Source organism: Afipia sp. GAS231 (genome assembly GCF_900103365.1).
Lineage (GTDB): Bacteria > Pseudomonadota > Alphaproteobacteria > Rhizobiales > Xanthobacteraceae > Bradyrhizobium.
Map to the genome: position 1 here is coordinate 421,910 of NZ_LT629703.1, position 25,206 is coordinate 447,115.

Below are 25,206 nucleotides of genomic sequence, written 5' to 3' on the forward strand. Positions count from 1 at the left end.
CCCGACCTGCCGTCGATACAATAAGCCGACCCAACGAACAAAAAATCCGGGGAAGAAATATGCTCAAGGACAGGCTGTCGCCGGCCGACGAGGCGGCGCGCGAGAAGGAGATGCGGGAGCAGCTTGCGACCTGCCCGCGTATTCTCGATCTGGTGGCGCGCGGAGCGCTCGCCGATCCCGATGCGGACGCCGTGGTCTATCTGCGCAGTCCGCTCGATCCCAGCCCTGTCGTCGTCTCCAACGATCACCTGATGGGCTGTATCAAGGCGGCCGAGACGTTCTTCCGCGCGCAAGGCATCGGCAAGGAGGACGCGGTTGCGATCCTGCTGCCGATTTGTCCCGCGGCGATTGCCGCGATCTGGGGTGCGGCGGCTTGCGGCATCGCCGAGCCGCTCAATCTGTTGTTCACGCGCGAGGCGATCATCGCCCAGCTCAATGCCGTCAAGGCCAAGCTGCTGCTGGCGCCGCCACCGGGCATGCCGGGCGGGCTCTATGAGAAGATCGAGGGCCTGCAACGCGACGTCCCTTCGCTGAAGCGGATCGTGATCGCCCCGCTCGACGGTACGATCGCGTTCGACGGCGAGGTGCTGAAGCCCGATCCGGCCTGGCGCAACGATTACGGTCAATCCACCGATACGTCGGAGGCCGATCGGGTGGCCGTGATGCTGCCGACCGGCGGCACCACCGGGCATCCCAAGGTCGCGCGCCTGACCAACCGGGCGATGGTCGCCTCTTCGGTTTCGTCGCGGATGGCGCTGGACTATCGCAAGGGTGACCGTGGCATGATTTCGCTGCCGCTGTTCCATGTCGGTGGTCTGTTTGTCGGCGCCGGTGCCGCCCTGTCGGCCGGTACCACCATCGTCATTCCCGGCCCGGCCGGCGCGCGCGATCCGGCACTGGTCACCAACTTCTGGCGCATCATCGAGAAATATCGCCTGACCCATGCCGGCAACGTGCCGACCACGCTCGGCGCGCTGGCCGATATTCCGGTGGGCGATTGCGACATTTCGAGCCTGCGCGTGACGCCGACCGGCGCCTCGATCTGCCCGCCGGAAATCGAGCGGCGCTATCTGGCGACCTGGGGCGGCCCCTGCGTGCAGCAGGTCTACGGCATGACCGAGTTGTCCGGCGCCATCACACACGACTTCGCCGGCTTAAAACCGCGGCCGGAAAGCGTCGGCACCAAAAACCCGCTGGTCGAACTCGCGATCCTCGCCGGCAACCAGATGCATACCGGACCGTGGCCCTCGCCGGTCGGTGAACTGCTGACGCGGGGACCGCAGGTGTTTCCGGGTTACGTCGACAGCAAGCAGACCGAAGACGCCTTTCATCAGGGCTGGCTGCGCACCGGCGACATCTGCCGGATCGACGCCGACGGCTTCGTCTACATCATGGGTCGCGCCAAGGACGTCATCATCCGCGGCGGACACAATATCGATCCGCGCGCGATCGAGGACGCCGCCCTCGGATTCCCCGGCGTCGCGCTTGCCGCCGCCGTTGGACGGCCAGATGCCTATGCCGGCGAGGTGCCGATGCTGTTCGTCTCGACGCAGCCCGGTGTCCACGTCGATCCGCAGGCGCTTTCCGCCTTCGTGCTGGAGAAGATTCTGGAGCCGCCGGCGCGGCCACGCGCGGTGTCGGTGATTGCGGAAATGCCGGTCACCCCGATCGGCAAGATCTTCAAGCCGAAACTGCGCGAGATCGCAGCCGGCGAAGCCGCCCGTGAACTGCTGGCGGCGGAAGGCCTTGGGAAAGACGTCAGTGTCGAGGCGATCACCGATCCCTCGCGCGGGCTGTTCCTGCGCATCAAGGCGCCACCGGACAAGGCGGTCGCCGCGCAACGGCTGCTGCAAAAGTTTCCGGTCAAGATCGAGCTGGAGGCATAGCGTTTTCAAGCGAAGTGGAGACCGGTTCGCGTAAAGAAAACGCGTCAAAAAGTTCGTTCTCATAGCGCCGAATGCAGCGCGAGCTTGGCGTGAAATGACACGCTGGTCTTGCCGACCAGCGCAGTTCCTTCCACTTCGGCGCCGTCACCGGTGTAACCACCGCTAAAGCCGCAGGTGACTTCGCGTCCGCCAAACAGCGGCCGCACGCCAACGGATTTGGTGTGCTCGTTGGTGGTCAGTTCGCCGCGCCACTTGCCGCGATCGGCGGTGTAGGTGCCGGTGTAATAAAAATGCGAGTCGCCGCCGGCGATCTTGCCGTCGATCAAGACAAGAATGCCGGAGGCATGGCCATGCCCGCCGTCCCTCATGTCGATCTGAATTGAATAGAGACCGTTCGTAACCGTCATCGCGCGCCTTCCCCGAGGCATCATCGTCATTGCAAACGACGCGAGGCAATCGGGAAATAGAGCCTTGGCTGCAGCGTTTCGCCGCGTGCCGCATGGGCCTGCCCTGCAGGCGCCTGCCCGGCCCACGCCGGCGCCATTCGATCTCCCATTGGATTAATTATGTTTTTCCAATGCGATAGAAAGAAAATGACTTGCCGATTGACTCGCCCGGCCATAACTTAATAGAGTCTAAATAGATACTTTTCAGTACACCGATTAAAAGTTAGCGTTCCCTATGGCTACGGAAAAAGCCGAAACCGACCGCGTTCCAGTCACCTTGGCGCTCTCGACCATCACCTATCTCGAAAAACTGGTGAGACAGGGCACCCACGGTACCAGCGTTCCCGGCGTCGCGAAGACCCTGATCGAGGAAGGCATTCGGCTCGCCATCAAGGACGGGCTGCTTGCGATCCGCGACAACGGCAGGCCTTCCTGACGGGAGCATTGGAAAGCGGCGGTTCAACGCAATTTGGAACCGCCAACATGTTTGCCATTGGACCTACCTGGACCACCGAACGCGTCGAACTCCTGAAAAGCCATTTTGAAGCCGGCCTCTCCTGCCGCGAGATCGCGGTCCATATCGGCGTCAGCCGCAACGCCGTGATCGGCAAACTCTCCCGTCTCGGCCTGACGCGCGGCGAGTTCATCACCGAACCGCGCCCGGCCAAGAAGGAGCGCGCCGGCAAATCGGTTCCGCGGCTGCAGTTTCAGATGCTGCGAAGGGTCTGGGAGAACGGCGAACCCGTCCTCGCCGCCCCTGTTGTCAGCGAGCATCGCTGCTCGTTGTTCGAACTCTCCGAGCAACGCTGCCGCTGGCCTATCAGCACGCCCGGCGCCGACGATTTCTGCTTCTGCGGCAACACGCCGCTCGAGGGGGCACCCTATTGCCCAGGGCACACCCGCCTCGCCTACCGTCCCGGCTCACGCCAACGCGTCGCGCGGGGGTAGCGCGCGTGCGGCTGGTACTTTAGCCCAGCCGCCAGCCCACTTCCTCAGCAAAGCTCTGATAAAACTCCGGCGTATAAGCCTTCTCCGGCGTCTGACGCACGCGCTCGTCGAGCCTGTGGGCGTCGTCGCCGACCAGGATACGCCATCGCCCGGCCTTGACGCCGTCGAGGATGATCTTGGCCGCGGCCGCCGCCGTGGTCGGCGCCTCGTCGCGGAAACTGCGGGCGCGATCCAGCGCGATCTTCTGGATGTCATCGTCCGACATCGCTGATGTGTCGACGCCCATGCCCTTGATCCGCAGGCGTGCCGCCTGGATCTCGTTCGGGCTCAATTGATCGGACTCGGTGCCGGCAATGATCTTGCGCGAATTGGCAACGATCGAGGTTCCGATATGGCCGGGCATCACCACCGAGCACTTGATATGCGGGGCGTTGAGCCTGAGATCGTTCATCAGCGCTTCGGTAAATCCCTTCACCGCGAATTTCGCGGAGGCGTAGGCGGTGTGCGACACGCCGGGGCCGACGGAGGCCCAGAAGCCGTTGACGCTTGAGGTGTTGACGATGTGGCCCTCGTCAGCCTTCAGCATCAGCGGCAGAAAGGTGCGGACGCCGAGATAGACCCCGCCCCAGCAGATGTTGAAGGTGCGTTCCCACTGCTCGCGGGTGTTGGTGAACAGGCTGCCGCCGCCGCCGATGCCGGCATTGTTGAACAGCAGATGGATCTTGTCGGTTGCCTGCTGCTCGATCAGTTCGTCACGAAACCGCTGGAGATGGGCTTCGATCGAGACATCGGCGACATGGGTGGTGACGCGCAGCCCCTGCGGCAGCTTTTCCTCCTCGCACAGCCGCTTGGTCTCGGCCATCGCCTCCATGGAGACGTCGCACATCGCGACGTTGCAGCCCTCGGCGACAAGCTGGCGCGCCAGCTCCCGGCCCATGCCCGTGCCGCCTCCGGTGATCACCGCGAATTTTCCGGCAAAATCCTTCATGGAGTTTCCTGACAATTTTCTTGAGATTTTTGGGGAGCCGCGAGCGGCGCAAGCGTCCCGCGGCCCCATTCCCGGAGCGGGAACCTCGGCAATCTACGATCGATCCTCAGGGAGTTCAACGCGGCCAAGGATTGAACAGGGATTGGCCCCGAACCCGGGAACTTTCATCGCACGCCGTTGTTTGAACCTAATCGTCGCGACAGAGACCTAACTGACAGAGCACTTTTTCCAGGAGGTTGGAATGACCCACTGGCATGACTCGATGGTCGATCAACCCGAGACCGCCGGCCCGGCCTATGCCGCCGGCTGGACCATCAGCGGACTGGCAGTACTCGGCGTCATCCTCGGCATCTGGGTTCTCGGAATCTAGGCCTCGTCGGCTATTGCTGGCGAATGTTGATGTTTGCGTTGACCGTAGGACCGCCCTTGAACGCGAACGTTGGCATTTTGCCGTCTGACGGGCCGCACTGGTATGTCATGGAGTACCAGGTGACGGGACCAGGCATCGCGTCCTCCAATAGCCGACCCGGATGACTTTCGCTTTCGATCACCTGGTACGGGCCGCCGCACGTTGCCGCCGCCTTCTGAAAGCAGGCGTCCGATGATTGGCTACATTTTTCCCTGTTGACTACAACTCCCGAAGGTGACGCGAATGAGTTGCCGGTGGTTACGTCGCAAGCGGATAGGTTGACCGCCGCTGCGCTCATAACAGCGCACCGGACTCCGAGCCCCAATTTTCGCATTTGAATATTTCCCCCAGCAGCAAATTGGCCGCAATCGGGGGTCGAGAGCAAGCGCCAGAGTCCGCAGACTCCCTCGGCGCTTCACGCCACTGAGAACCGGGCGTGACGGGGCCGCAGTCATGTGTCCAGCATCCGGCGCACGACCTATTCCTCCGCTTGCACCTGCTTTCCACTCGACAGACCCAGCCCTTCGAGCTCCATCCTGATCGCAGCCTGCTGCGTGGTGAGGCTTCCGGCATCGGCCGCGCGACAAGGTTTTCGGCAAGCCCTGCGGCGACTGTGCGTAGCGCGTGCAGGCCGGCAGGTTGTCCGAGACGACGGCCTTCCCCAGCGTCAGCAGCTTCTGGTGCAGGTCGAGAGCGCGCGGACGTGGTTGCCGGCCTTGACGGCGTCCCAGAAAATAAAGTTGCGCTTCGGGGGTAAGCAGGGCTTGCCGACCTGATTGACGGTTGCGTAGTCTCCGACCCGCTCTCACTGGTTGAGGGACAGGCCGCAATTGAGTTGCCTTACAGGAAGGAATGGTTGCATGGCAAAATATAGGGGCTTCATCGATGACGATGGCAACGAGCGCGATTACAGCTCGAACGTCGGTGACGACCGGGGCGATGACCGGGGCGAACACCGGGGACGTGAAGATGGCAATGACGATCATTTCGTGCATCGGTTCGGCACGGTTGACGCCAACGCCATTGATCCGGCGCATCCCGGTCAGATGTATTTCGGAAACGGGAATTTCGCGACCGGCTACAACATCGCGGACAACGCGAAGGAGCACGTCGAGGTGGCGCTGAAAGTTCATCAGCGCGGGGGCGTCGTTGACGAGACGCCGACCTTCGATAGCCACGGAAACCCGACGTATACGGAAGCTGCGGGGCTCCAGATCGCGACGCCGGGACACGAAAGGGCAAACTGGAATTTTGATTTCAGCGCGGACACGGCGCTCGGTGGTGGCAATCACACCTTGGATCAGTTCAACTTCAAGCTAACGATTGCCAACGGCACGCACACCGAGACGTTCGATCTGGCGAAGGGCAGCAGCCATCTCTGGATCAGCGAGCAAAATCCGAGCCACGTTTTTGGTGGGGATGACTTTAATCACCCGGCGACTCCCGGCGTCATGGGTTCGCAGGCGGAAAACTCGGTGAATTTGGCGTTCCATGCGTTCGACGATTTTGGTTCGCTTGCGACGCGCCTTGCTTCCGGCCAGCACTATGAGATTACGCTGCAAACATTCGAGCATCACGAGCAGATTGCGGCTGTGCATAACTCTGTTGTACTGATGGCATAGGGCAGGCGCCGATCAACGAAAGCCCGGCGTGAGCCGGGCTTTCTTGTTGCGCCACGCGACGACATCCGACATCTACGGCAAGGTGCTGAAGACCGATGTCGCCACGCGGTCGAGGAGCGCGCGCGGAAACTGCTCAAGGAACGGATGACGGTGCGCGGCAAGACCGGTGGCGACCCGGAAAGCGACCCGGCGTTAAGCTGGTCCCGAGAAAACGCGGGAGTGTGCGGCACTCTCTGTCACCGATGGATGCCTGTTACGGACGGTGAAGGAACTAGCTTGCGCTTTCGAGTTCCGGGGTCGCAGAAGCAATATTGCTCAGCGACCGGCATTTAATAGGGCCGATGACCACGACGAAACCATCGCCTCCTCGTCGCCGTGATCGGCGGCAAGCGCTACCCTGACGATTATAAGTGGTCTGATGTGCATTTCTGTATCTGACCCGCAACATTTTTTTTGTTCCTCAATTGGAACAGACGTTTTTATGCGTGGGCTTCCACCCCTTTGACTACTCTGCCTCTGAGCACCCGGTTGGTGAGTGACAAGCCGTTTGAGTGAGGCACCGATGACGATGCTCCGTCTATTAAGGTCGCATTCGCGATGCACCGAGTCTGACCGTGCCGTGGCCGATCCAGGTGGCAACGGTCATACGAGCAGGTTTTCGTTCGCCCCCGCGTGGGTGCGGACATCGTCGCAAAAGCGGGCCGGAGTTCGGGGCGCTGCGGCGGTGCTGGGCCTGATGGGAGCAACAGCCCTAACTTCTCCTAGCCATGCGCAGGCGCCGCCCCTTGGGACAGCGGGGAGCTTCGGGGTCCTGGCTGGTACAACGGTCACCAACACAATTACCCCGACCGTGATCACTGGAAATGTCGGCGTCTCGCCGGGCAGCGCAGTCACCGGTTTCCCCCCCGGAATTGTGGTGGGCGGCACGATACATGCGGGCGATGCAGTCGCACTGCAGGCTCAATCGGATAACACGATCGCCTACCTTAATCTGGCAGGCAGGCCTGTCACAGCAAACCTGACAGGTCAGGACCTGGGAGGCAAAACGCTTGTAGCGGGCGTGTACGGTTATACTTCGTCGGCTCAGTTGACCGGGACCCTCACGCTTGATGGGCAAGGCAACCCTAATTCAGTCTTCATCATCAAAATCGCAAGCGGGCTGACCACCGCCAGCAATTCGCGGATTAATTTGATCAACGGCGCTCAAGGCGGCAATGTGTTTTTTCAGGTTGGCGCGTCCGCGACACTCGGCACGACCACATCGTTCGTAGGAGACATCCTCGCGCTAACGAGCATCACGCTGAATACCAATGCTAGCATCGTCTGCGGTGCTGCTTTGGCACGAAACGGTCAGGTCGCGTTGGATAACAACACCATCACAATATGCCAGACTGTTGCGGCCTCGGCTTCGAGCGTGTTGCCGTTCTCCGCCACGGGTAATCAACGCGCGGTCGCAAATTCCATTGACACCTTTGTCAGAAACGGCGGCGCGCTGCCGTCGGCATTCGCCAGCCTGCTCTCATTCCTGTCACCCAGCCAACTGCAAAGCGCATTCACGCAGCTTTCGGGAGAAGCCGGTACCGGCCCGGCGCAGGCAGGAACCCAGGCGATGAACTCATTCCTGTCGCTGGTGACCAATCCGTTCGCCGAAAACCGCCCATTCGCCCCGGACCGCCCCGTATCTCCGATATACGTCAAGGCTGTCCCGCGCGCTGCCGCGTGGAACCCAGATCCGCGCCCTTGGGGCATTTGGGCTGCGGCCTATGGTGGGCAAACCAATGCAAACGGTGACGCGTTGGGGGTTGGAAGCCACGACAGGTCGGTGAGCAACGTCGGCTTCGCCACCGGCCTCGACTATCGGGTCACGCCCTACACGGTGGCCGGCTTCGCGCTTTCGGGCGGGGGTACCCGCTATGGCTTGTCGGAAGGTCTAGGCAGCGGACGCAGCGACATGTTTCAGGCGGCCATCTACAGCTCGACGCGTGTCGATGCAGCCTATGTCTCTGCCGCAATCGCCTACGGCTTTCATCAGTTTAACACCGACCGGTTCGTGACCGTGGCGGGTACCGACCATCTCGCCGCCGATTTCGCCGCTAATGACATTGGTGGCCGGCTCGAAGGCGGATATCGCTTCGCCATTCCGAGTATGGGTTGGCAGGGTCAGTCCGGGCTCACTCCCTACGCAGCCGTGCAGGTGCAGAGCTTCCGAACGCCGTCCTACAGCGAAACCGCGCTCTCCGGCGCGTCGGTTTTCGCACTTTCCTACAACGCCAGGACGATCACCACCACCCGCACGGAGCTTGGCTCCTGGCTCGACTGGAGCATTCCGGTTGACTACGGCACCACACTGTCCCTGCGTGGCCGTGCCGCCTGGGCTCACGACGAATGGTCCTCGCCGAACATCACCGCCGGGTTCCAGGCGCTGCCTGGATCAATCTTCGTCGTGACCGGTGCAGCGCCGGCCACCGATTTGGCACTTGCGTCGGTTGGCGTGGAGATCGGGTTCAGGAACGGGTTTTCGGTCGGCGCGCGGTTCGACGGTGAATTCGCCGAGAACTCAACGAAATACTCCGGTATGGGCCGGCTGCGTTATACTTGGTGAATCAATCTCTACGGAGCATGAGTCCGTTGCTGGGGCACTTTTCGGACATGCCGCGATGTCCGACCCACGTCAGTTACTCGTGCTAGAGCGGATGTCGGCTGACCGCTCCAAATTTATAGGTTCGCGCTTTAAACACACTGTCGATAAAAAGAGCGAGTCACGCGGCGACACGATCTTCCTTGTCCGGCCCGCGCGAGACAATCTTGAGCGCATCGTCTGGCAACGGCCGCTGTAGAGCCTTCGCTTCGTCCCACGGCGCGCGCATCCAAACGTCGCGCTCTTCTTCTGTCGTGAGGATCACCGGCGTCGCATTGAGGTGGATCGGCTCAACGACAGCGTTCGGGACCGTCGTAAGGAATCCATAGACCAGATGCGGGCCTGGGATCGGCTTGGACTTGGTGCTCCGGTCGCCCTTGAACTCGGTCCAGATACCGGAGCGCTGCCTTCTCGGGATCGGCGTATGGTCGCTCGGTCGAGTATTCGGATCACCTGTTGCGACGGCAGACGCTCGCCGCGATCCCACATGACAGGCGCCGGTGCGCTGCCTGGGAGGGTGAACTGCTTGGAAATGGAGGGACTTTGGCGGGGACTATTAGCCGGCATCACCCGGCATTTTCCCAAAATCGTTCTGATTTCGCACCCCAAGCCCGAGTGCCAAGAATGCAAAAAGCCCCGTATTACCGGGGCTTTTATTGGTCGGAGCGAGAGGATTTGAACCTCCGACCCCTAGTCTCCCAGACTAGTGCGCTAACCGGGCTGCGCCACGCTCCGATGCCGTTCCATTAGCTGCGATCAGGCCCCGGCGCAAGGCGCGCGAACGGCCTCTTTCGGCCCTACGGCAGGCCAGTTCCGCCCCTCCGCTCAACCGTCCTTCAGCGCGTTATCCAGCAATTGCCGGCAGGCCAGCAGATCCTGCAGCACGCGTTCGAGGCGCTCGCGGTCGGCGCCCTCGACCGGCCCTGGGGCCGGCCTGCTCTTGACGAACGACGGCACCAGAATGCCGTCCTCGTCGGTATCGGCGAAGCGATAATCGATCTCTTTGGATTCTTCGGTCTCGTAGTCGTCGTCATCGGTATCGACGAGCGGGATCTCGTTTTCGTCGGGTTCCTGCAGGCTGAGGCCGATCGCCTCCTCGACCGCGCCGAACGAAACGGCGGAGGTCTGGTCGGCGAGGCCCTGCACCGATTTGATGCCGTGCTCTTTCAGGATCCGCTGCACGCCGCGGATCGTATAGCCCTCGCCGTAGAGCAGGCGGCGGATGCCCTTGAGCAGGTCGACGTCGTCGGGCCGGTAATAACGCCGGCCGCCGCTGCGCTTCATCGGTTTGATCTGGGCGAACCGCGTCTCCCAAAACCGCAGCACATGCTGGGGAATGTCGAGCTCGTCAGCGACCTCGCTGATGGTACGGAACGCATCCGGCGCCTTGTCCAAATGCTCGCTCCTCTCAGCTCATGAGTTCGAGGGATAAGTTCTAGTCGTCCTTGCCGTCGCCATTGGCAACCGCATGGCCGTTGATCCGCTGCTTCAATATCGCCGACGGCTTGAACACCATGACGCGACGTGGCGAGATCGGCACTTCCGTGCCGGTCTTCGGGTTACGTCCGATACGCTGACCCTTCTTGCGCACCATGAAGGAACCGAACGACGACAGCTTCACCGTCTCGCCTTTTTCGAGGCAATCGGTGATCTCTTTCAAAACGAGTTCGACGAACGCAGACGATTCCGTTCGCGACAAGCCCACCTTCTGGTAGACCGCCTCGCACAGATCGACGCGCGTAACTGTTTTTCCTGTCCCGGTGGTCATCGCCTTGCCCCGCACTCTCGGCGAACAATTTATATACTGAAATTATGAGGTTAGCACGCAATGGTCAACAGCGACCATCATGCACACGCATGAAAACACGAAACAAATTTGATCGATATTTTACGCCGGACTCACCAGCGGACGAGCGCGGAACCCCAGGTGAAGCCGCCGCCCATCGCTTCGAACAGCACCAGATCGCCTTTCTTGACGCGTCCGTCCTTCACGGCGACCGACAGCGCCAGCGGGATCGAGGCCGCTGACGTGTTGCCATGCAGGTCGACCGTCAGCACCACTTTCTGCGGCGCAATATGAAGCTTGTGCGCTGAAGCATCGATGATTCGCTTGTTGGCCTGATGCGGCACGAACCAGTCGATGTCGTCGGCGGTGACGCCGGTGGCTTGAAAGGCGTCCACGATCACGTCGGTGATCATGCCGACCGCGTGCTTGAACACCTCGCGGCCTTCCATCCGAAGATAACCCACGGTCTGGGTCGAGGAAGGACCGCCATCGACGAACAGCTTGGCCTTGTGGCGGCCGTCGGAGCGCAGATGCGTGGTCAATATGCCGCGGTCGGAAGTCTGGCCGGGCTGGCCTTCAGCCAAATCTTGAGCCTCGAGCACGACAGCTCCGGCACCGTCGCCGAACAGCACGCAGGTGCCGCGATCGCTCCAATCGAGGATGCGCGAAAATGTTTCGGCGCCGATCACCAGCGCGCGCTTGTAGGCGCCGCAGCGCAGGAAGTTGTCGGCGGTGGCGAGCGCAAACACGAAACCGGAGCAGACCGCCTGCAGGTCGAAGGCCGCGCCGTGGTTGATGCCGAGCCCGTGCTGCACTGCGACGGCGGTGGCCGGGAAGGTGTTGTCCGGCGTCGAGGTCGCCAGCACGATCAGGTCGATCGCCTGGGCATCGATCCCGGCATGTTCGAGCGCCGCACGCGCCGCGTTGATCGCCAGATGCGAGGTGAACTCGCCCTCGGCGGCGATGTGGCGCTGCTTGATGCCGGTGCGCTGTACGATCCACTCATCGGAGGTATCGATGCGGGCTGCCAGTTCGGCATTGGTCAGCACTTTCTGCGGCAGGTAAGAGCCGCAACCCAGCACGACCGAACGTTTGGAAATCACGAGATAGCCTCCTGCGCGGTCTGCGCCTGAGCCAGCACACTGCCGTCGCGATTGAGCATCTGATTGATCTTGGTGAGGAGATCGCAGCGGACCATCTCATAGCCAACATCGACGGCGTAGGCAAAGCCTTCGGCGTTGATTCCGCCATGGCTCTTGACCACGACGCCCTTGAGGCCGAGCAGCACGCCGCCATTGGACTTGTTGGGATCGAGCTTGTCGCGCAGCGCCTTGAAGGCCTTGCGGGCGAACAGATAGCCGATCCGGGACATCAGGCTGGCCGACATGGCCTGGCGCAGGAAATCCGCCATCTGACGTGCGGTCCCTTCGGCGGCCTTCAGCGCAATGTTGCCGCTGAAACCTTCCGAAACGATCACGTCCGCCGCGCCTCCGCCGATGCCGTCGCCCTCGACGAAACCGATATAGTCGAGCTCGGGCAGATTCATCGCGCGCAACTGTTCCGCCGCTTTACGAATCTCTTCGCCGCCTTTGACTTCCTCGACCCCGATATTGAGCAGCCCGACGGTAGGGCGGGGCTTGCCGAACAGCACGCTCGCCATGGCGCTGCCCATCACCGCCAGCGCCACCAGGTGATGATGGTCGCCGCCGATGCTGGCGCCGAGATCAAGCACGACCGAATCGCCGCGTGCCGTCGGCCACACGCCGGCAATGGCCGGACGATCGATCCCCGGCATCGTGTGCAGGTGGAAGCGCGCCATCGCCATCAGCGCGCCGGTATTGCCAGCGGAAACCGCGACATGGGCTTCGCCTTTCTTCACGGCGTCGATCGCAAGCCACATCGACGAGTTCTTGCGGCCCCGCCGCAACGCCTGGCTCGGCTTGTCGTGCATGGCGACGGTCACGTCGGTATGGGTCACGCGCGAGGCTGCCTTGAGCGCCGGATAGTTCGCGAGCTGCGCTTCGATCAGCGCGCTATCGCCATAAAGCAGAAATTCGGCATCGGGATGCCGCTTCAACGAGATCGCGGCGCCGGGAATGACGACCGATGCGCCGACATCGCCACCCATGGCGTCAAGCGCGATTCGAACCTTTTGAGGCATGAACGTCCCGGAAACCTGATCTCTTGCGGCCCTCGTCGAGCCCGGCCGCGCACTGGAAAAGGCACCGCCAGAGCGGTGCTCGGCAAGGCGCTACACAGCGCCTCCGCCGGGCCGCGACAATAGCGTTTCCCCATCCCGACACAACCTCTTGACCACCGTCTTTTGGCAAACGGAACCAGTGCGCCCCGGATTCGGAACCGAGGTTTAAGTCAATATAACTCAATAGCTTGCGTTATATTCCTCGTCAAACAAGGCAACCACCTCAACCGGAATGTGCCCCGACCGTCCCCTTAAACGGCCCGTCACTTGTCTTTGGGCTGCTTTTTGCCGGGTTTTTTCGGCTCGACCTTGAGCGCCTTCAAGGCTGCAAACGGGTGATCCTCGGGATCGGCGGCCTCAACCACCGGTTCGAAAACCGCGTCGGGTTTGCGCGGATAGGGATTCACCGCCAGATACAGCGCGTCGGTAGCAACCCTGCCGAGATCGATGACCCCGTTCTCGATTGCCTCCAGCGGGTCCGGCGTGTCCCCGTCGCTATGCTCGGCCTCATCGATCAGCGCGGCCATTTCAGGGATCTGGTCCGGCGGCGCGAAGGTCACATCGACCACCTCGTCGATGTCGCTTTCCATCGGCTCAAGCGTCACCACGCAGTTCTGCCCGATCCGCGCCCGCACACGGCCCGTGACCTGGTAGCGGCCGCCGCTCTTTGGCGTCACATCGAACGAGGCCTGCGCCGAAAGCACCTCGCGCAAGTCGCCGACATCAGCGATCGCATGGCGGACGGCTTCGGCGGCCTGAAGGTCGCGATGCAGTCCCGTGTCCGGGATTTGCGCGGTCGCCACGGGGACGCGCCAAGGATCCGGCTTCAGCGGGTCGGGCTTCTCTGTGATGCCACTCTTGCTCATTGCGTCAGGTCCACATTGTCAGGCACAGGAAACTTCGCCGAACCGCTCAACAGCGCCGTATCGTCGAGACCGTCCAGGCCGGCGATGGCCGCCTCGGCATAGGCGGCGAGCCGGCCGGCCTTTTCGATGTGTTCGCCGTTCAGGATATTCTTACACAGCGCCTGCGCCAGCGCCTCACGGCCCCCGGCCAATGCGAGATCATAGGCTGCGGTCCGGCCGTAAAAGGCCTCCCCGAAGGCCTGCATCTTCTTTGGTACGGTGAGGTCGCCGACCCCCATTTCGCGCAGATTATCGTCCATATCGTTGCAAAAATGGTCGAACAGGGCCTGCGACAGGGCGCCGCCACCGTCAGCCGACTTCAACCGCCGCAGAACCAGCCACAAATGCAACAGCAGCAGGTCAAAACGGCCATTAACCGTATCCGGCACCCCCATGGCCCGATAAAACGACGGTTCTCGCGCCTGCGTCACGATCATGCCATAGATGGCTTCAATGGTGCCGCGCTGGGGCGAGCGGGGTTTCCTGAAGTGATTGAACGGCCAAAGCATTGTGGGTTCCGGATGCGGGTCCCCAAGGTATCCTTGCTGGGAGCCCGCGCATGTTGCAATCCTGCGTGCTGCCCGGTACGTCAACGCCTCGCGCGATGCAAGAGGACGGGCAAGTTCCTGACATGACCGAGACGAGCCACAGAAGCCGATGCGCGCCCTCGCCGCGCCGCCTGACCGCGCGCTGGCGCGGTTTCCGCGCGGTTGCCGCCATCGCCTTGATGTGCGCAGCGCTCGGCGCCTGCACCGGCGAACAGTTCCAGAAGGGCTACATCCTGCCCCCCGGCGCGCTCGAGCAGATTCCGATCGGCGCCAGCCAGGATCAGGTGCTGATCGTGATGGGAACGCCCTCCACCGTCGCCACCCTGAACGGCGAAGTGTTCTATTACATCTCGCAACGCTCCGAGCGCAAAGTCGCCTTCATGAACCAGCGGGTCGTCGACCAGCGGGTGATCGCGATCTATTTCGACAAGAATCGCCAGGTGCAGCGGCTCGCCAATTACGGGCTGCAGGACGGCAAGATTTTCGACTTCATCAGCCGCACCACGCCGACCTCCGGCCAGGAGCTCAGCTACCTGACGCCGCTGTTCAAGCTGCTCAGCTTCAACTAGGCGCATTTGTCGCCGCACGGCGGACCTGCGCCAAGTCGTCCGCTTGCCCCTTCCGTGCGAGGTCCCTACGCTCCCTGCAAAATGACGATCCAGCAGGGAGCGAACTTGTGTTCAGCAAAGCCTTTTCTCGCCGCAGCGTCTTGACCGGGGCCACGGCGATTTCGACCGCGGCGCTTCTGCCGCGCGCGAGCCTTGCAGATTGGCGGCCGACCGAGACCGTCCGCGTCATCGTGCCGGCCGCGGCCGGCGGCACCACCGACGTGATGGGACGGCTGCTGGCGGCGCACCTGCAGAGCGCCTGGGGCCAGTCCGCGGTGGTGGAAAACCGCTCCGGGGGCGGCGGGACCATCGGCACGGTCGAGGTGATCCGGCAAAAGGGCGACGGCCACACCATCCTGATCGGCAATCCCGGCCCCAACGCCATCGCCTACAGCATTTTCCGCAACCTGAACTACAAGGCGGACCAGTTGCACGCGGTTTCCAACCTGATCCGGACCCCGAATATCGTGTCGGCGCATCCCTCGACCGGCATCAAGTCGATCGCCGAACTGATCGCCTATATCAAGGCCAACCCCGACAAGCTGAACTACGCCTCCTCAGGCGTGGGTCAGAGCCCTCACCTGACTGGCGCCTGGTTCCTGCAACTGACCGGCCTGAAGATGGTGCATGTGCCGTTCCGCGGCGCAGGCCCGGCGCTGCAGGCAGCGCTTGCCGGCGACATCCAGATCCTGTTCGACAATCTCTACCCGTCGCTGCCGCAGACGCAGGAAGGCAAGCTCAACGCGCTCTGCGTGACCACGCCCGAGCGCAGCGCCGTGGCGCCTGATATTCCGACCATGCGCGAGAGCGCGCCGGAACTTGCGAAATTCGATGTCTCGTCATGGTTCGGCGTGTTGGTGCCGAAAGCCACGCCGGCGCCGATCGTCGATGCCCTCAACAGGGAAATCAAGACGATGCTGGAGCGCGAGGACGTCAAGAAGACCATCGCCGCGATGGGCGCACGCCCCGACTGGGGCACACCGCAGCAATATGCCGATTTCATCCAGGCGGAGACGACAAAATTCGCCGAGATCATCAAGCGCGAAGGCTTGCAGATGGACGTGAACTGAGGTGGCGCTCGCTAGCCGCCCTTGTTGATCTTCTTGACCTTGGCGTCGGTGGCTTCGATCGCCAGCGCCAGTTCCAGGATCGCCTTCGACAGCAATTCGGCGGCTTCCTTCTGGTCCTGCGACTTGGCGGCGCGGAGCGCATAGTTGCGGGCGGATGAGAGCGACATCGGTTGGTCTCCGTGTTGTCAGTGTCGGGTTCGCTGCGTGTGCTGATTTGTAGGGCGGATTAGCGATAGCGTAATCCGCCGCTAGTTGTGATGGTGGGTTACGGCTTCCGCCTTCGCTCTTCGAGCTACGGCGGACAAGTCGCCTAACCCACCCTACGAAGGAAAGAAAAACCCCGCGGTTTGCACCGCGGGGTTTTCATTTCGATCGACTGTTCGAAGCTTAGTGCGCCAGGATCGCCAGCAGCAGCAAGGCCACGATGTTGGTGATCTTGATCATCGGGTTGACGGCGGGGCCCGCCGTATCCTTGTAGGGATCGCCGACGGTGTCGCCGGTCACAGCGGCCTTGTGGGCATCGGAGCCCTTGCCGCCGTAGTGACCGTCCTCGATGTACTTCTTGGCGTTGTCCCAGGCACCGCCGCCCGAGGTCATCGAGATCGCGACGAACAGGCCGGTCACGATCACGCCGAGCAGCATGGCGCCGACGGACGAGAACGCCGCCGACTTGCCGGCAGCACCACCGCCCGCGATTCCGAAGATCACGAAGTAGACGAAGATCGGCGACAGCACCGGCAGCAGCGACGGAATGATCATTTCCTTGATCGCCGCCTTGGTCAGCAGGTCGACGGCCCGGCCGTAATCGGGCTTGTCCGTACCCTGCATGATGCCTGGCTTCTCACGGAACTGACGCCGCACTTCCTCAACGATCGCGCCGGCCGCACGGCCGACCGCGGTCATGCCCATCGCGCCGAACAGGTACGGCAGCAGGCCGCCGAACAGCAGGCCGACAACGACGTAAGGGTTATTCAGCGAGAAGTCGGGCAGCACACCCTGGAAGTACGGGTACTTGGTGGCGTTGGCGATGAAGAACTTGAGATCTTCATTGTAGGCCGCGAACAGCACCAGTGCGCCGAGACCGGCCGAGCCGATCGCGTAACCCTTGGTGACCGCCTTGGTGGTGTTGCCGACCGCGTCGAGCGCGTCGGTGGCTTTACGCACTTCCTTCGGCAGACCGGCCATTTCGGCAATGCCGCCGGCGTTGTCCGTAACCGGACCGAAGGCGTCGAGCGCCACGATCATGCCGGCCAGCGCCAGCATCGTCGTGGTCGCAATCGCGATGCCGAACAGGCCGGCAAGGCTGTAGGTGACGAGGATGCCGGCGATGATGACGAGCGCCGGACCGGCGGTCGATTCCATCGAGATCGCCAGACCCTGGATCACGTTGGTGCCGTGGCCGGTGACCGATGACGCCGCGATCGACTTCACCGGACGATAGTCGGTGCCGGTGTAGTATTCGGTGATCCAGATGATCAGACCGGTGACGACGAGACCGACGATGCCGCATTCGAACAGCGCCATGCCGGTGTATTTCACGCCCGCCAGCGGACCGAAACCGATCAGCCAGTTGATGACACCGCCAACGGCCAGCAGCGACAGGATGCCGGTCGCGATCAGGCCCTTGTACAGCGCGCCCATGATGGACTGGCTGGCGCCGAGCTTGACGAAGAAGGTGCCGATGATCGAGGTGATGATGCAGGCACCGCCAATGGCGAGCGGCAGCGTCATCATGTTCACCAGCAGCGGCGAGGTCGCGAAGAAGATCGCGGCGAGCACCATGGTGGCAACCGCGGTCACCGCATAGGTCTCGAACAGGTCGGCGGCCATGCCGGCGCAATCGCCGACGTTGTCACCGACGTTGTCGGCGATCGTGGCCGGGTTGCGCGGATCGTCCTCGGGAATGCCGGCTTCGACCTTGCCGACGAGATCGCCGCCGACGTCAGCGCCCTTGGTGAAGATACCGCCGCCGAGACGGGCGAAGATCGAGATCAACGAGGCGCCAAAGCCAAGCGCGACCATCGCATCGATGACGGTGCGGCTGTTGGCAGCAAGGCCCAGGAACTGGGTCAGGTAGGCGAAATAGATGGTGACGCCGAGCAGCGCCAGACCGGCCACCAGCATGCCGGTGATCGCACCCGCCTTGAAGGCGAGCTCAAGGCCGCCGGCCAGCGAGATCGTCGCGGCCTGCGCGGTGCGCACGTTGGCGCGAACCGAGACGTTCATGCCGATGAAGCCGGCCGCGCCCGACAGGATCGCGCCGATCAGGAAGCCGATCGCGACGAGCATGCCGAGGAAGTAGGCGAGCAGCGCGAAGATCACGATACCGACCATGCCGATCGTCATGTACTGGCGCTTGAGATAGGCCTGCGCGCCTTCGGCGACCGCAGCTGCGATCTCCTGCATGCGCGGATTGCCGGCGTCCGCTTTCAACACGGAAGCCGTCGCCCAGATGGCGTAAACGATCGAAAGCGCTCCGCAGAGCACAATCACCCATAATGCTGTCATTGACGTTTGCCTCAGATTTTTTTGAACGACCCCCACGCCTTCTCCGCAGGACGCGGCAGGCGCATAAAAAGGAGGCCAACCCTGCCCAAAAGGGCGGCCTCAAATTTGGCGGGACCATGCCAAAATCGTCTCCCCGGCGCAACGCCGGGAGCGGCAAAAAACGTCGATTTTCGAAAGGAATCAGGGGTAAAATCCCGGCAAATGGCCGCCTTGGCTGAGGCCCAAGCGCTTCTGTAGCCGCAAAACGCAAAAACCCGCCTAACCCCTTTCGGGACAGGCGGGCTCACTAGCCGTTTCAGTACATCCGTGAAACGACCGCTTATTGGCCTTAGGCGAGCGACAGGTTTTCCGCGCTGACCTTGCCCCGCATGGTGTCGGTCTTCAGTTCGTACTGAACCTTCTGGCCTTCGGCCAGACCGCCGAGACCGGCGCGCTCGACGGCGGAGATGTGAACGAACACATCCTTGCTGCCATCGCTCGGCTCAATGAAACCGAAACCCTTTTGACCGTTGAACCACTTCACAGTTCCCGTAGCCATTTTCTCTTCTCCAAAGCACATAGGCTTTTTATTCCGCGCGGCGATCGCACGGATTCAAAATCCAATCTCACGACGATGTCTCTGGAAGATGCCCTAACAGGCGCGTTCAAAAAGGCACGACGGCAATCGAATGCCCGCTTACTATAGGTTTCCACGAAAATTGCAATGGCTGCGGGAAGATAATGGGCTCGTACGCGCCAGGGTGGTTACCGCAGAAAGCGTCAAAAATGGCTGTAGGACAGCCGTTCCAGTGTGAGTTCCCTGCCCTGTTGGTCGATGAATTTCGGCGCCGAAGTTCCCCCAACCACCGTCCCGATCGAACTCGTCGCGACGCCGACGCTTTCCGCGGCAGCAGCAAACGCCTCAACGCGATCCTCGGGGACCGTGCACAGGATCTCGTAATCGTCGCCACCGGCGATCAGCGCTTCCACCCCGACGACGCCGCGCGATACCAGATCCCGCGCGGCATCGGACAACGGGATCGAGGCGAGATCGATCGCTGCAGAAACACCGGACACGCGACACAGCTTGGCGAGATCACCAGCGAGACCATCGGAAACGTCCATCGCGGCGCTGGCATGTTCGCGGACGATTTCGGCGAGTGCCACCCGCGGCTGTGGCACGCGATAGCGCCCGACCAACGCTTCGCGCGCAGCCGCATCGCCCGTGGCCGCATGAACCTTGCCACCCCTAAGCACAGCCAGTCCCAATGCGGCATCACCGATGGTGCCCGTCACCATCACGCGCTCGCCGGGCCTGGCCCCGCTGCGGTGAACCATTTTACCCACCGGCACGCGACCGAACGCCGTCACCGAAATCATCAGCGGCCCCGGCGTCGAAACCGTGTCGCCGCCGAACAGCGGACAACCGAACTGCGCGGCGTCCTCGCCGAGCGCGGTGGCAAATGGCTGCAACCAGGCTTCATCGGCGCTGCGCAGCGCCAGCGTGAGGACGAAACCGGCGGGCGTCGCGCCCTTGGCCGCGAGATCGCTGAGGTTCACCCGCAGCGCCTTGCGCGCGATGGTATCGGGCGGATCGTCTGATAGAAAATGCACGCCTTCGACGATGGCGTCGGTCGTTACCACGATGTCACAGCCATTGGCCTGCAGCGCCGCGGCGTCGTCATCGAGCTGGAACGCGCCGGGGTCGGTCGCAAGCGGCCTGAAATAGCGCGCGATCAGCGAATCCTCGCCGGACGCGGGCGTAGCCCTAGCCACGCGCAAACTCGTCGGCGCGGAATTGCCGCGCGATCTGGTCGAGCACCGCGTTGATCATGCCGGTCTCTTCGGGTTCGACAAAGGCGTGCGCGACGTCGACATATTCGGACACGACGACGCGGCCGGGCACGTCCTTGCGGTGCTCCAGTTCGTAAGAGCCCGCCCGCAGCACCGCGCGCAGAATCGCATCGATCCGCTTCAACGGCCAGCCCTTCGACAAGGCGTCGTCGATCAGAGGATCGAGCTTGCCCTGGTCGCGCACCACGCCGGCCACGACGTCGCGGAAGAACGCGGCTTCCGCTGGCAGATACGTGTCGCCCTCGACCTCATTGCCGAGCCAGTGGCTTTCGAACTCGGCGAAGATGTCGTCAATGCCGGTGCCGCCGATGTCCATCTGGTACAGCGCCTGCACGGCAGCGAGCCGCGCCGCGCCACGGCGGTTGGCTTTCTTGTCGGGACCTTTGGCCGGCTTCTTGTTGTCTGCCATCATCAGGCCTTTGCCAGCCGTCGCTTGATCCGCAGCATCGCCAGCGCCGCACGCGCGGCGTCGCCGCCCTTGTTGAGTTCGCTGGCGCGCGCCCGCGCCCAGGCCTGGGCCTCGGTGTTGACGGTAATGATGCCGTTGCCGAGCGGGAATTTTCTCGCCACCGAAAGGTCCATCAGCGCGCGCGAGGATTCCATCGAGACGATCTCGAAATGGATGGTATCGCCCCGCACCACACAGCCGAGCGCGATCGCCGCGTCATAAGGTTTGCCGTTCTTCTCGGCCGCGTCGATTGCGATCGCGATCGCGGCTGGAATCTCCAGCGACCCGGGAACGGTGATGACGTCGTGGGTGACGCCGGCCGCCTTCAGCTCGGCGACGGCGCCTTCCAGCAACGCATCCTGAATATCGTCATAGAATCGCGCCTCGACGATCAGGGCGCGCGCGCCTTTGATGTCGGTCTGGTCCTTCAGCGGTGCGCGCCGTGCGTCTGCCATTACGTTCTTTCGTCTCTCGTCTCTGCGCCCTCATATTGAGGAGCGTCCATGAGGATTAAGCGGGCGTTTTAAGCGCCGTATGACACCCTGTCACTTCATTTCCGACAGCCGCGCCGCGTAGCGTGCCATCAGGTCGACCTCGATATTGACCTCGCTGCCGGCACGCCAGCTGCCCAATGTGGTGACGCTGAGCGTATGCGGGATGATAAGCACCGAAAACACGACGTCCTCGACCGTATTCACGGTGAGCGACACGCCATCCAGCGTGATCGAACCCTTGGTGGCGATGAAGCGCGCGAGTTCCCGCGTGGTCTTCAGTTCGAACCGCGCCATATCAGGCAGATCGTCGCGCTTGACGATGGTGGCGATCCCGTCGGCATGGCCGGCCACGATGTGGCCGCCGAGTTCGTCGCCGATCTTCAGCGCCCGCTCGAGATTGAGTTTTGTACCTTTGGCCCAATGTTTGGCCGTGGTCATGCCGAGCGTCTCGGCGGCGGCATCGACCTCGAACCAGGTTTTGCCGCCGTCAACGCCGGAGCCGACCACCGTGAGGCAGACGCCGTTGCAGGCGATGGATGCGCCGTCGGCAATCGTTTTCTGATCGTAGACGCAGGCGATCCGCATGCGGTGTAACTGCCCCTGCGCCGTCGGCGTCAAGGCGACGATCTCGCCGATATCGGTGACAATTCCGGTGAACATTAAGCGCGCTCGTAAATCGTGAGAGTGTCGTTTTGCAGCGTTTCGCTAGCACGTGTCTTGAACGCGGGCGACCCGGTAATGGCCGACAGCGGCAATGCGTCCAGCGCGGGAATACCGCCCGCGCCGATACTTTCGGGCCCGCGCAGCAGCCAGATTTCGTCAACGAGATCAGCGGCGACGAACGACGACGCCACCCGCGCACCGCCCTCGACCATCAGCCGCGAAATGCCCTTCTCCGACAGCGTATGCAGCACGGCTGCCAGATCGAGCCCGCGCGGGTTGGCCGTGGCGGCGACGTGGATCACCTGGGCCCCCGCCGCGCCGAGTTTGGCGGCGGCCGGGGCTTCGGCGAGCTTTGACGCCATCACCCATAGCGGCGTCTGGCGCGCGGAATGAACGAGCTTGCTGGTGCCCGGGATCCGCAAGGCGCGATCGAGCACCACCCGTACCGGCGAGCGCGCCTCCATGCCCGGCAGACGGCAGTTCAGCTTGGGATCGTCGGCCCGCACGGTACCGATGCCGACCAGGATCGCATCGCATTGCGCCCGCAGCAGATGCACGCGGGTCCTGGCCGTCTCGCCGGTGATCGCCACCGGCTTGTGGCCGGCCGCGGCAATCTTGTCGTCGGCGGAGACCGCAAGTTTAAGAATCACATGCGGGCGCTTGTCGCGGATGCGCCTGAAGTGCCCGGCATGATCGCGCGCGGCTTCGGCCGCACCGAGACCGACATCGACCACGATGCCGGCGGCGCGCAATTTGGCATGGCCCTGTCCGGCGACTTCCGGATTCGGATCCTCGATCGCCGACACCACGCGCGCGATGCCCGACGCGATCACCGCGTCGACGCAGGGCGGCGATTTGCCGAAATGCGAACAGGGCTCCAGCGTTACATAGAGCGTGGCGCCGCGCGCGGCCTCACCGGCGCGCTTCAAGGCTTCGGGCTCGGCATGCGGGCGGCCGCCGGGTTGGGTCCAGCCGCGACCGACGATGACGCCATCCTTGACCACGACGGCGCCGACGGCCGGATTGGGCCAAGTGCGGCCCTGCCCGCGCCGGCCGAGCGCCAGCGCCAGCTGCATGAAGCGCTGGTCCGCGGCTTTCGCTTCCTTGGATTTCTGCGCGTACTGGTCTTCCAGAATGCGGAAGATCATTTGCGCAACGTGGCGACCCGCGCGTCGTCTTCGGCGGAGAGTTCGCCCAGCACGGCTTCAAAGTCCTTGGCCTCGCGAAAATTGCGATAGACCGAGGCGAAGCGGACATAGGCGACGTCGTCGAGCCCGCGCAGATGCTCCATCACGATCTCGCCAATGGCCTCCGATGACACTTCCGCCTCGCCGCCGCTCTCGAGTTCGCGCACGATCGCGGAAACCATCTTCTCGACCCGCTCGGAGTCGACCGGCCGCTTGCGCAGGCTGATCTGCAGCGAGCGGACCAGCTTGTCGCGGTCGAACGGCACCCTGCGGCCGTTGCGCTTGATCACGGTGAGATCGCGCAACTGCACACGCTCGAAGGTGGTGAAGCGGAAATTGCAGGTGATGCACACCCGCCGCCGCCGGATCACAGCCGAATCCTCGGTCGGACGCGAGTCCTTCACCTGGGTATCGAGACTGTTGCAACTCGGACAGCGCATTCCAGACGACCTTTGACCTTCGAGACCTTATTGATAAATCGGAAACTTGTCGGTCAGCGCCTTGACGCGTTCCTTGATGGCGGCTTCGACCAGCGGCGCCTTGCCGTCGGGCGATTGCGCCAGCGCGGTGAGCACTTCGGCGATCATGCCGCCGACCTGCTTGAATTCGGCGACGCCGAAGCCGCGCGTGGTCGCCGCCGGGGTGCCGAGACGCAGGCCCGAGGTGACGAACGGCTTTTCCGGATCGTAGGGAATGCCGTTCTTGTTGCAGGTGATCGCAGCGCGCACCAGCGCCTTTTCCGAGACGTTGCCCTTGAGGCCCTTCGGCCGGAGGTCGACCAGCATCAGATGGTTGTCGGTGCCGCCCGAGACGATATCGAGCCCATTGGCGCGCAGCGTCTCCGCCAGCGCCTTGGCGTTCTCGACCACGTTCTTGGCGTAGATCTTGAAGTCCGGACGCAGCGCTTCGGCGAACGCGACCGCCTTGGCGGCGATCACATGCATCAAGGGGCCACCCTGCAGGCCGGGGAAGATCGCCGAATTCAGCTTCTTGGCGAGCGCCTCGTCGTTGCACAGGATCAGGCCGCCGCGTGGGCCGCGCAGCGATTTGTGCGTGGTCGTCGTGGTGACGTGCGCATGCGGCACCGGGGAAGCGTGCACGCCGCCGGCGACGAGGCCAGCGAAATGCGCCATGTCGACCAGCAGATAGGCGCCGACGCTGTCGGCGATCTCGCGAAAACGCTTGAAATCCCAGGCGCGCGAATAGGCCGAACCGCCGGCGATGATCAGCTTCGGTTTCACCAGCTCGGCCTGCTTGGCGACTTCATCCATGTCGATGATCTGGTCCTCGCGCCGCACCGTGTAGTGCGCGGCCTTGAACCATTTGCCGGACATGTTGACGGGCGAACCGTGGGTGAGATGGCCGCCGGCGGCGAGATCGAGGCCCATAAAAGTGTCGCCGGGCTGCAGCAGCGCCAGGAACACCGCCTGGTTCATCTGGCTGCCCGAATTGGGCTGGACGTTCGCAAAGCCGGCGCCGAACAGTTTTTTAGCGCGCTCGATCGCCAGCGTCTCGGCGACGTCGACCCATTCGCAACCGCCGTAATAGCGCGCGCCAGGATAGCCCTCGGCGTACTTGTTGGTCATAACCGAGCCCTGGGCTTCCAGCACCGCGCGGCTGACGATGTTCTCGGAAGCGATCAACTCGATCTCATGGCGCTGACGGCCGAGCTCGCCCTTGATGGCGGCGGCGATTTCCGGGTCGGCCTCGGCGAGCGTGGCCTGGAAGAACGAGTCGGGCGCGGAGGCGGTTTTTGCGCTGGAAGAGGAGGTCATTGGGCCAAATATCTCCACCGCCGCAAGCCCTTAACAGGCAAAGCGGTCGGTCACGTGTGGCGGTCGAAAGAAGCATTTGCGAGATACCACATCGCCCGGAATTGGCCAAGCACTTGCGGTATGGGTCCGACATTTATGCAAGATATGGTGGATGGGGCGGGTTCCAAGTCCCGTCGTACGGGAATGGGGCACCGTCATTCCGGGGCGCGAAGCGAACCCGGAATCTCGAACTTCCCCGGTGCGC

Annotated in this window: 26 protein-coding genes, 1 tRNA gene and 1 pseudogene; 8 read left to right on the plus strand and 20 right to left on the minus strand. The window is 62.9% G+C overall.

Features of this window, described 5'->3' with window-relative positions:
• The first annotated feature begins 59 nt into the window (after window positions 1–59).
• Window positions 60–1,886, plus strand: a complete 1,827-nt coding sequence (locus tag BLS26_RS01960; RefSeq protein WP_092507953.1) for an AMP-binding protein — start codon at window positions 60–62, stop codon at window positions 1,884–1,886.
• 59 nt (window positions 1,887–1,945) lie between these two features.
• Here the strand turns inward: BLS26_RS01960 and BLS26_RS01965 are convergent, their stop codons facing one another.
• Complete coding sequence (locus BLS26_RS01965; protein ID WP_244541815.1) at window positions 1,946–2,293, minus strand: GrlR family regulatory protein; 348 nt, start codon at window positions 2,291–2,293, stop codon at window positions 1,946–1,948.
• Between the two features lie 274 nt (window positions 2,294–2,567).
• Here BLS26_RS01965 and BLS26_RS01970 point away from each other — a divergent pair, with 274 nt between their 5' ends.
• Window positions 2,568–2,768: a hypothetical protein gene (locus BLS26_RS01970; protein ID WP_027537191.1), complete on the plus strand. Its 201-nt coding sequence runs from the start codon at window positions 2,568–2,570 to the stop codon at window positions 2,766–2,768.
• A 47-nt stretch (window positions 2,769–2,815) separates the two neighbouring features.
• Window positions 2,816–3,280 (plus strand): GcrA family cell cycle regulator, encoded by a 465-nt coding sequence (locus BLS26_RS01975; RefSeq protein WP_092517522.1) that lies wholly within the window; start codon window positions 2,816–2,818, stop codon window positions 3,278–3,280.
• Window positions 3,281–3,299: 19 nt separating this feature from the next.
• Here the strand turns inward: BLS26_RS01975 and BLS26_RS01980 are convergent, their stop codons facing one another.
• On the minus strand, window positions 3,300–4,268 hold the full coding sequence (locus BLS26_RS01980; RefSeq protein ID WP_092507957.1) for an SDR family oxidoreductase: 969 nt from the start codon (window positions 4,266–4,268) through the stop codon (window positions 3,300–3,302).
• Between the two features lie 241 nt (window positions 4,269–4,509).
• Between BLS26_RS01980 and BLS26_RS37015 the strand changes: the two genes are divergently transcribed.
• The 3 genes from BLS26_RS37015 (at window position 4,510) to BLS26_RS02000 (ending at window position 8,901) form a co-directional block, all read left to right on the plus strand.
• Complete coding sequence (locus BLS26_RS37015) at window positions 4,510–4,638, plus strand: hypothetical protein (RefSeq protein WP_256379189.1); 129 nt, start codon at window positions 4,510–4,512, stop codon at window positions 4,636–4,638.
• 899 nt (window positions 4,639–5,537) lie between these two features.
• Window positions 5,538–6,299 carry a hypothetical protein gene (locus BLS26_RS01995; protein WP_092507961.1) on the plus strand — a complete coding sequence of 254 codons (762 nt, stop codon included), beginning with the start codon at window positions 5,538–5,540 and terminating at the stop codon, window positions 6,297–6,299.
• Between the two features lie 619 nt (window positions 6,300–6,918).
• Window positions 6,919–8,901 (plus strand): ice-binding family protein, encoded by a 1,983-nt coding sequence (locus tag BLS26_RS02000; protein ID WP_172804525.1) that lies wholly within the window; start codon window positions 6,919–6,921, stop codon window positions 8,899–8,901.
• A gap of 157 nt (window positions 8,902–9,058) precedes the next feature.
• Here the strand turns inward: BLS26_RS02000 and BLS26_RS02005 are convergent.
• The 8 genes and pseudogenes from BLS26_RS02005 to BLS26_RS02040 form a co-directional block, all read right to left on the minus strand.
• Window positions 9,059–9,337 (minus strand): annotated as a pseudogene (locus tag BLS26_RS02005) (SOS response-associated peptidase); the annotation flags it as partial.
• A 257-nt stretch (window positions 9,338–9,594) separates the two neighbouring features.
• Window positions 9,595–9,672, minus strand: a tRNA-Pro gene (locus BLS26_RS02010).
• A 90-nt stretch (window positions 9,673–9,762) separates the two neighbouring features.
• The gene (locus tag BLS26_RS02015; protein WP_092507965.1) at window positions 9,763–10,332 is read right to left on the minus strand and encodes a MerR family transcriptional regulator; all 570 of its coding nucleotides are present in this window, start codon (window positions 10,330–10,332) and stop codon (window positions 9,763–9,765) included.
• A gap of 40 nt (window positions 10,333–10,372) precedes the next feature.
• Complete coding sequence (locus BLS26_RS02020; RefSeq protein ID WP_027537187.1) at window positions 10,373–10,705, minus strand: integration host factor subunit alpha; 333 nt, start codon at window positions 10,703–10,705, stop codon at window positions 10,373–10,375.
• 131 nt (window positions 10,706–10,836) lie between these two features.
• Window positions 10,837–11,826 carry a beta-ketoacyl-ACP synthase III gene (locus BLS26_RS02025; protein WP_092507967.1) on the minus strand — a complete coding sequence of 330 codons (990 nt, stop codon included), beginning with the start codon at window positions 11,824–11,826 and terminating at the stop codon, window positions 10,837–10,839.
• On the minus strand, window positions 11,823–12,884 hold the full coding sequence (plsX, locus tag BLS26_RS02030) for a phosphate acyltransferase PlsX (protein WP_092507969.1): 1,062 nt from the start codon (window positions 12,882–12,884) through the stop codon (window positions 11,823–11,825). The genes BLS26_RS02025 and plsX overlap by 4 nt, the downstream gene beginning before the upstream one ends.
• Before the next feature lie 302 nt (window positions 12,885–13,186).
• A complete protein-coding gene (locus BLS26_RS02035) occupies window positions 13,187–13,789 on the minus strand; it encodes a DUF177 domain-containing protein (protein ID WP_092507971.1) in 603 nt (200 codons plus the stop codon).
• Complete coding sequence (locus BLS26_RS02040; RefSeq protein ID WP_092507973.1) at window positions 13,786–14,337, minus strand: ubiquinol-cytochrome C chaperone family protein; 552 nt, start codon at window positions 14,335–14,337, stop codon at window positions 13,786–13,788. Before BLS26_RS02040 ends, BLS26_RS02035 begins: the two co-directional genes overlap by 4 nt.
• Before the next feature lie 122 nt (window positions 14,338–14,459).
• Between BLS26_RS02040 and BLS26_RS02045 the strand changes: the two genes are divergently transcribed.
• Entirely contained in the window at window positions 14,460–14,945 is a 486-nt protein-coding gene (locus tag BLS26_RS02045) for an outer membrane protein assembly factor BamE (protein ID WP_172804526.1), read from the plus strand.
• Window positions 14,946–15,052: 107 nt separating this feature from the next.
• A complete protein-coding gene (locus tag BLS26_RS02050; protein WP_092507977.1) occupies window positions 15,053–16,054 on the plus strand; it encodes a tripartite tricarboxylate transporter substrate binding protein in 1,002 nt (333 codons plus the stop codon).
• Between the two features lie 11 nt (window positions 16,055–16,065).
• Here the strand turns inward: BLS26_RS02050 and BLS26_RS36200 are convergent, their stop codons facing one another.
• The 10 genes from BLS26_RS36200 to glyA all read right to left on the minus strand — a co-directional run bounded on the left by BLS26_RS36200 (window position 16,066) and on the right by glyA (window position 24,962).
• A complete protein-coding gene (locus tag BLS26_RS36200) occupies window positions 16,066–16,221 on the minus strand; it encodes a hypothetical protein (protein ID WP_172804527.1) in 156 nt (51 codons plus the stop codon).
• Between the two features lie 220 nt (window positions 16,222–16,441).
• Window positions 16,442–18,562, minus strand: coding sequence for a sodium-translocating pyrophosphatase (locus BLS26_RS02055; protein ID WP_092507979.1), 2,121 nt, complete (start codon window positions 18,560–18,562; stop codon window positions 16,442–16,444).
• Window positions 18,563–18,890: 328 nt separating this feature from the next.
• The gene (locus BLS26_RS02060; RefSeq protein WP_092507981.1) at window positions 18,891–19,100 is read right to left on the minus strand and encodes a cold-shock protein; all 210 of its coding nucleotides are present in this window, start codon (window positions 19,098–19,100) and stop codon (window positions 18,891–18,893) included.
• Between the two features lie 221 nt (window positions 19,101–19,321).
• On the minus strand, window positions 19,322–20,317 hold the full coding sequence (thiL, locus tag BLS26_RS02065; RefSeq protein ID WP_092517524.1) for a thiamine-phosphate kinase: 996 nt from the start codon (window positions 20,315–20,317) through the stop codon (window positions 19,322–19,324).
• On the minus strand, window positions 20,310–20,804 hold the full coding sequence (nusB, locus tag BLS26_RS02070; RefSeq protein ID WP_092517526.1) for a transcription antitermination factor NusB: 495 nt from the start codon (window positions 20,802–20,804) through the stop codon (window positions 20,310–20,312). Before nusB ends, thiL begins: the two co-directional genes overlap by 8 nt.
• 2 nt (window positions 20,805–20,806) lie before the next feature.
• The gene (ribH, locus tag BLS26_RS02075; protein ID WP_092507983.1) at window positions 20,807–21,298 is read right to left on the minus strand and encodes a 6,7-dimethyl-8-ribityllumazine synthase; all 492 of its coding nucleotides are present in this window, start codon (window positions 21,296–21,298) and stop codon (window positions 20,807–20,809) included.
• A gap of 90 nt (window positions 21,299–21,388) precedes the next feature.
• Window positions 21,389–21,997: a riboflavin synthase gene (locus BLS26_RS02080; protein WP_092507985.1), complete on the minus strand. Its 609-nt coding sequence runs from the start codon at window positions 21,995–21,997 to the stop codon at window positions 21,389–21,391.
• A complete protein-coding gene (gene ribD / locus BLS26_RS02085; RefSeq protein ID WP_092507987.1) occupies window positions 21,997–23,148 on the minus strand; it encodes a bifunctional diaminohydroxyphosphoribosylaminopyrimidine deaminase/5-amino-6-(5-phosphoribosylamino)uracil reductase RibD in 1,152 nt (383 codons plus the stop codon). The genes BLS26_RS02080 and ribD overlap by 1 nt, the downstream gene beginning before the upstream one ends.
• On the minus strand, window positions 23,145–23,627 hold the full coding sequence (gene nrdR, locus BLS26_RS02090; RefSeq protein WP_092507989.1) for a transcriptional regulator NrdR: 483 nt from the start codon (window positions 23,625–23,627) through the stop codon (window positions 23,145–23,147). Before nrdR ends, ribD begins: the two co-directional genes overlap by 4 nt.
• 27 nt (window positions 23,628–23,654) lie before the next feature.
• The gene (gene glyA / locus BLS26_RS02095) at window positions 23,655–24,962 is read right to left on the minus strand and encodes a serine hydroxymethyltransferase (RefSeq protein WP_092507991.1); all 1,308 of its coding nucleotides are present in this window, start codon (window positions 24,960–24,962) and stop codon (window positions 23,655–23,657) included.
• Window positions 24,963–25,206: the final 244 nt, after the last annotated feature.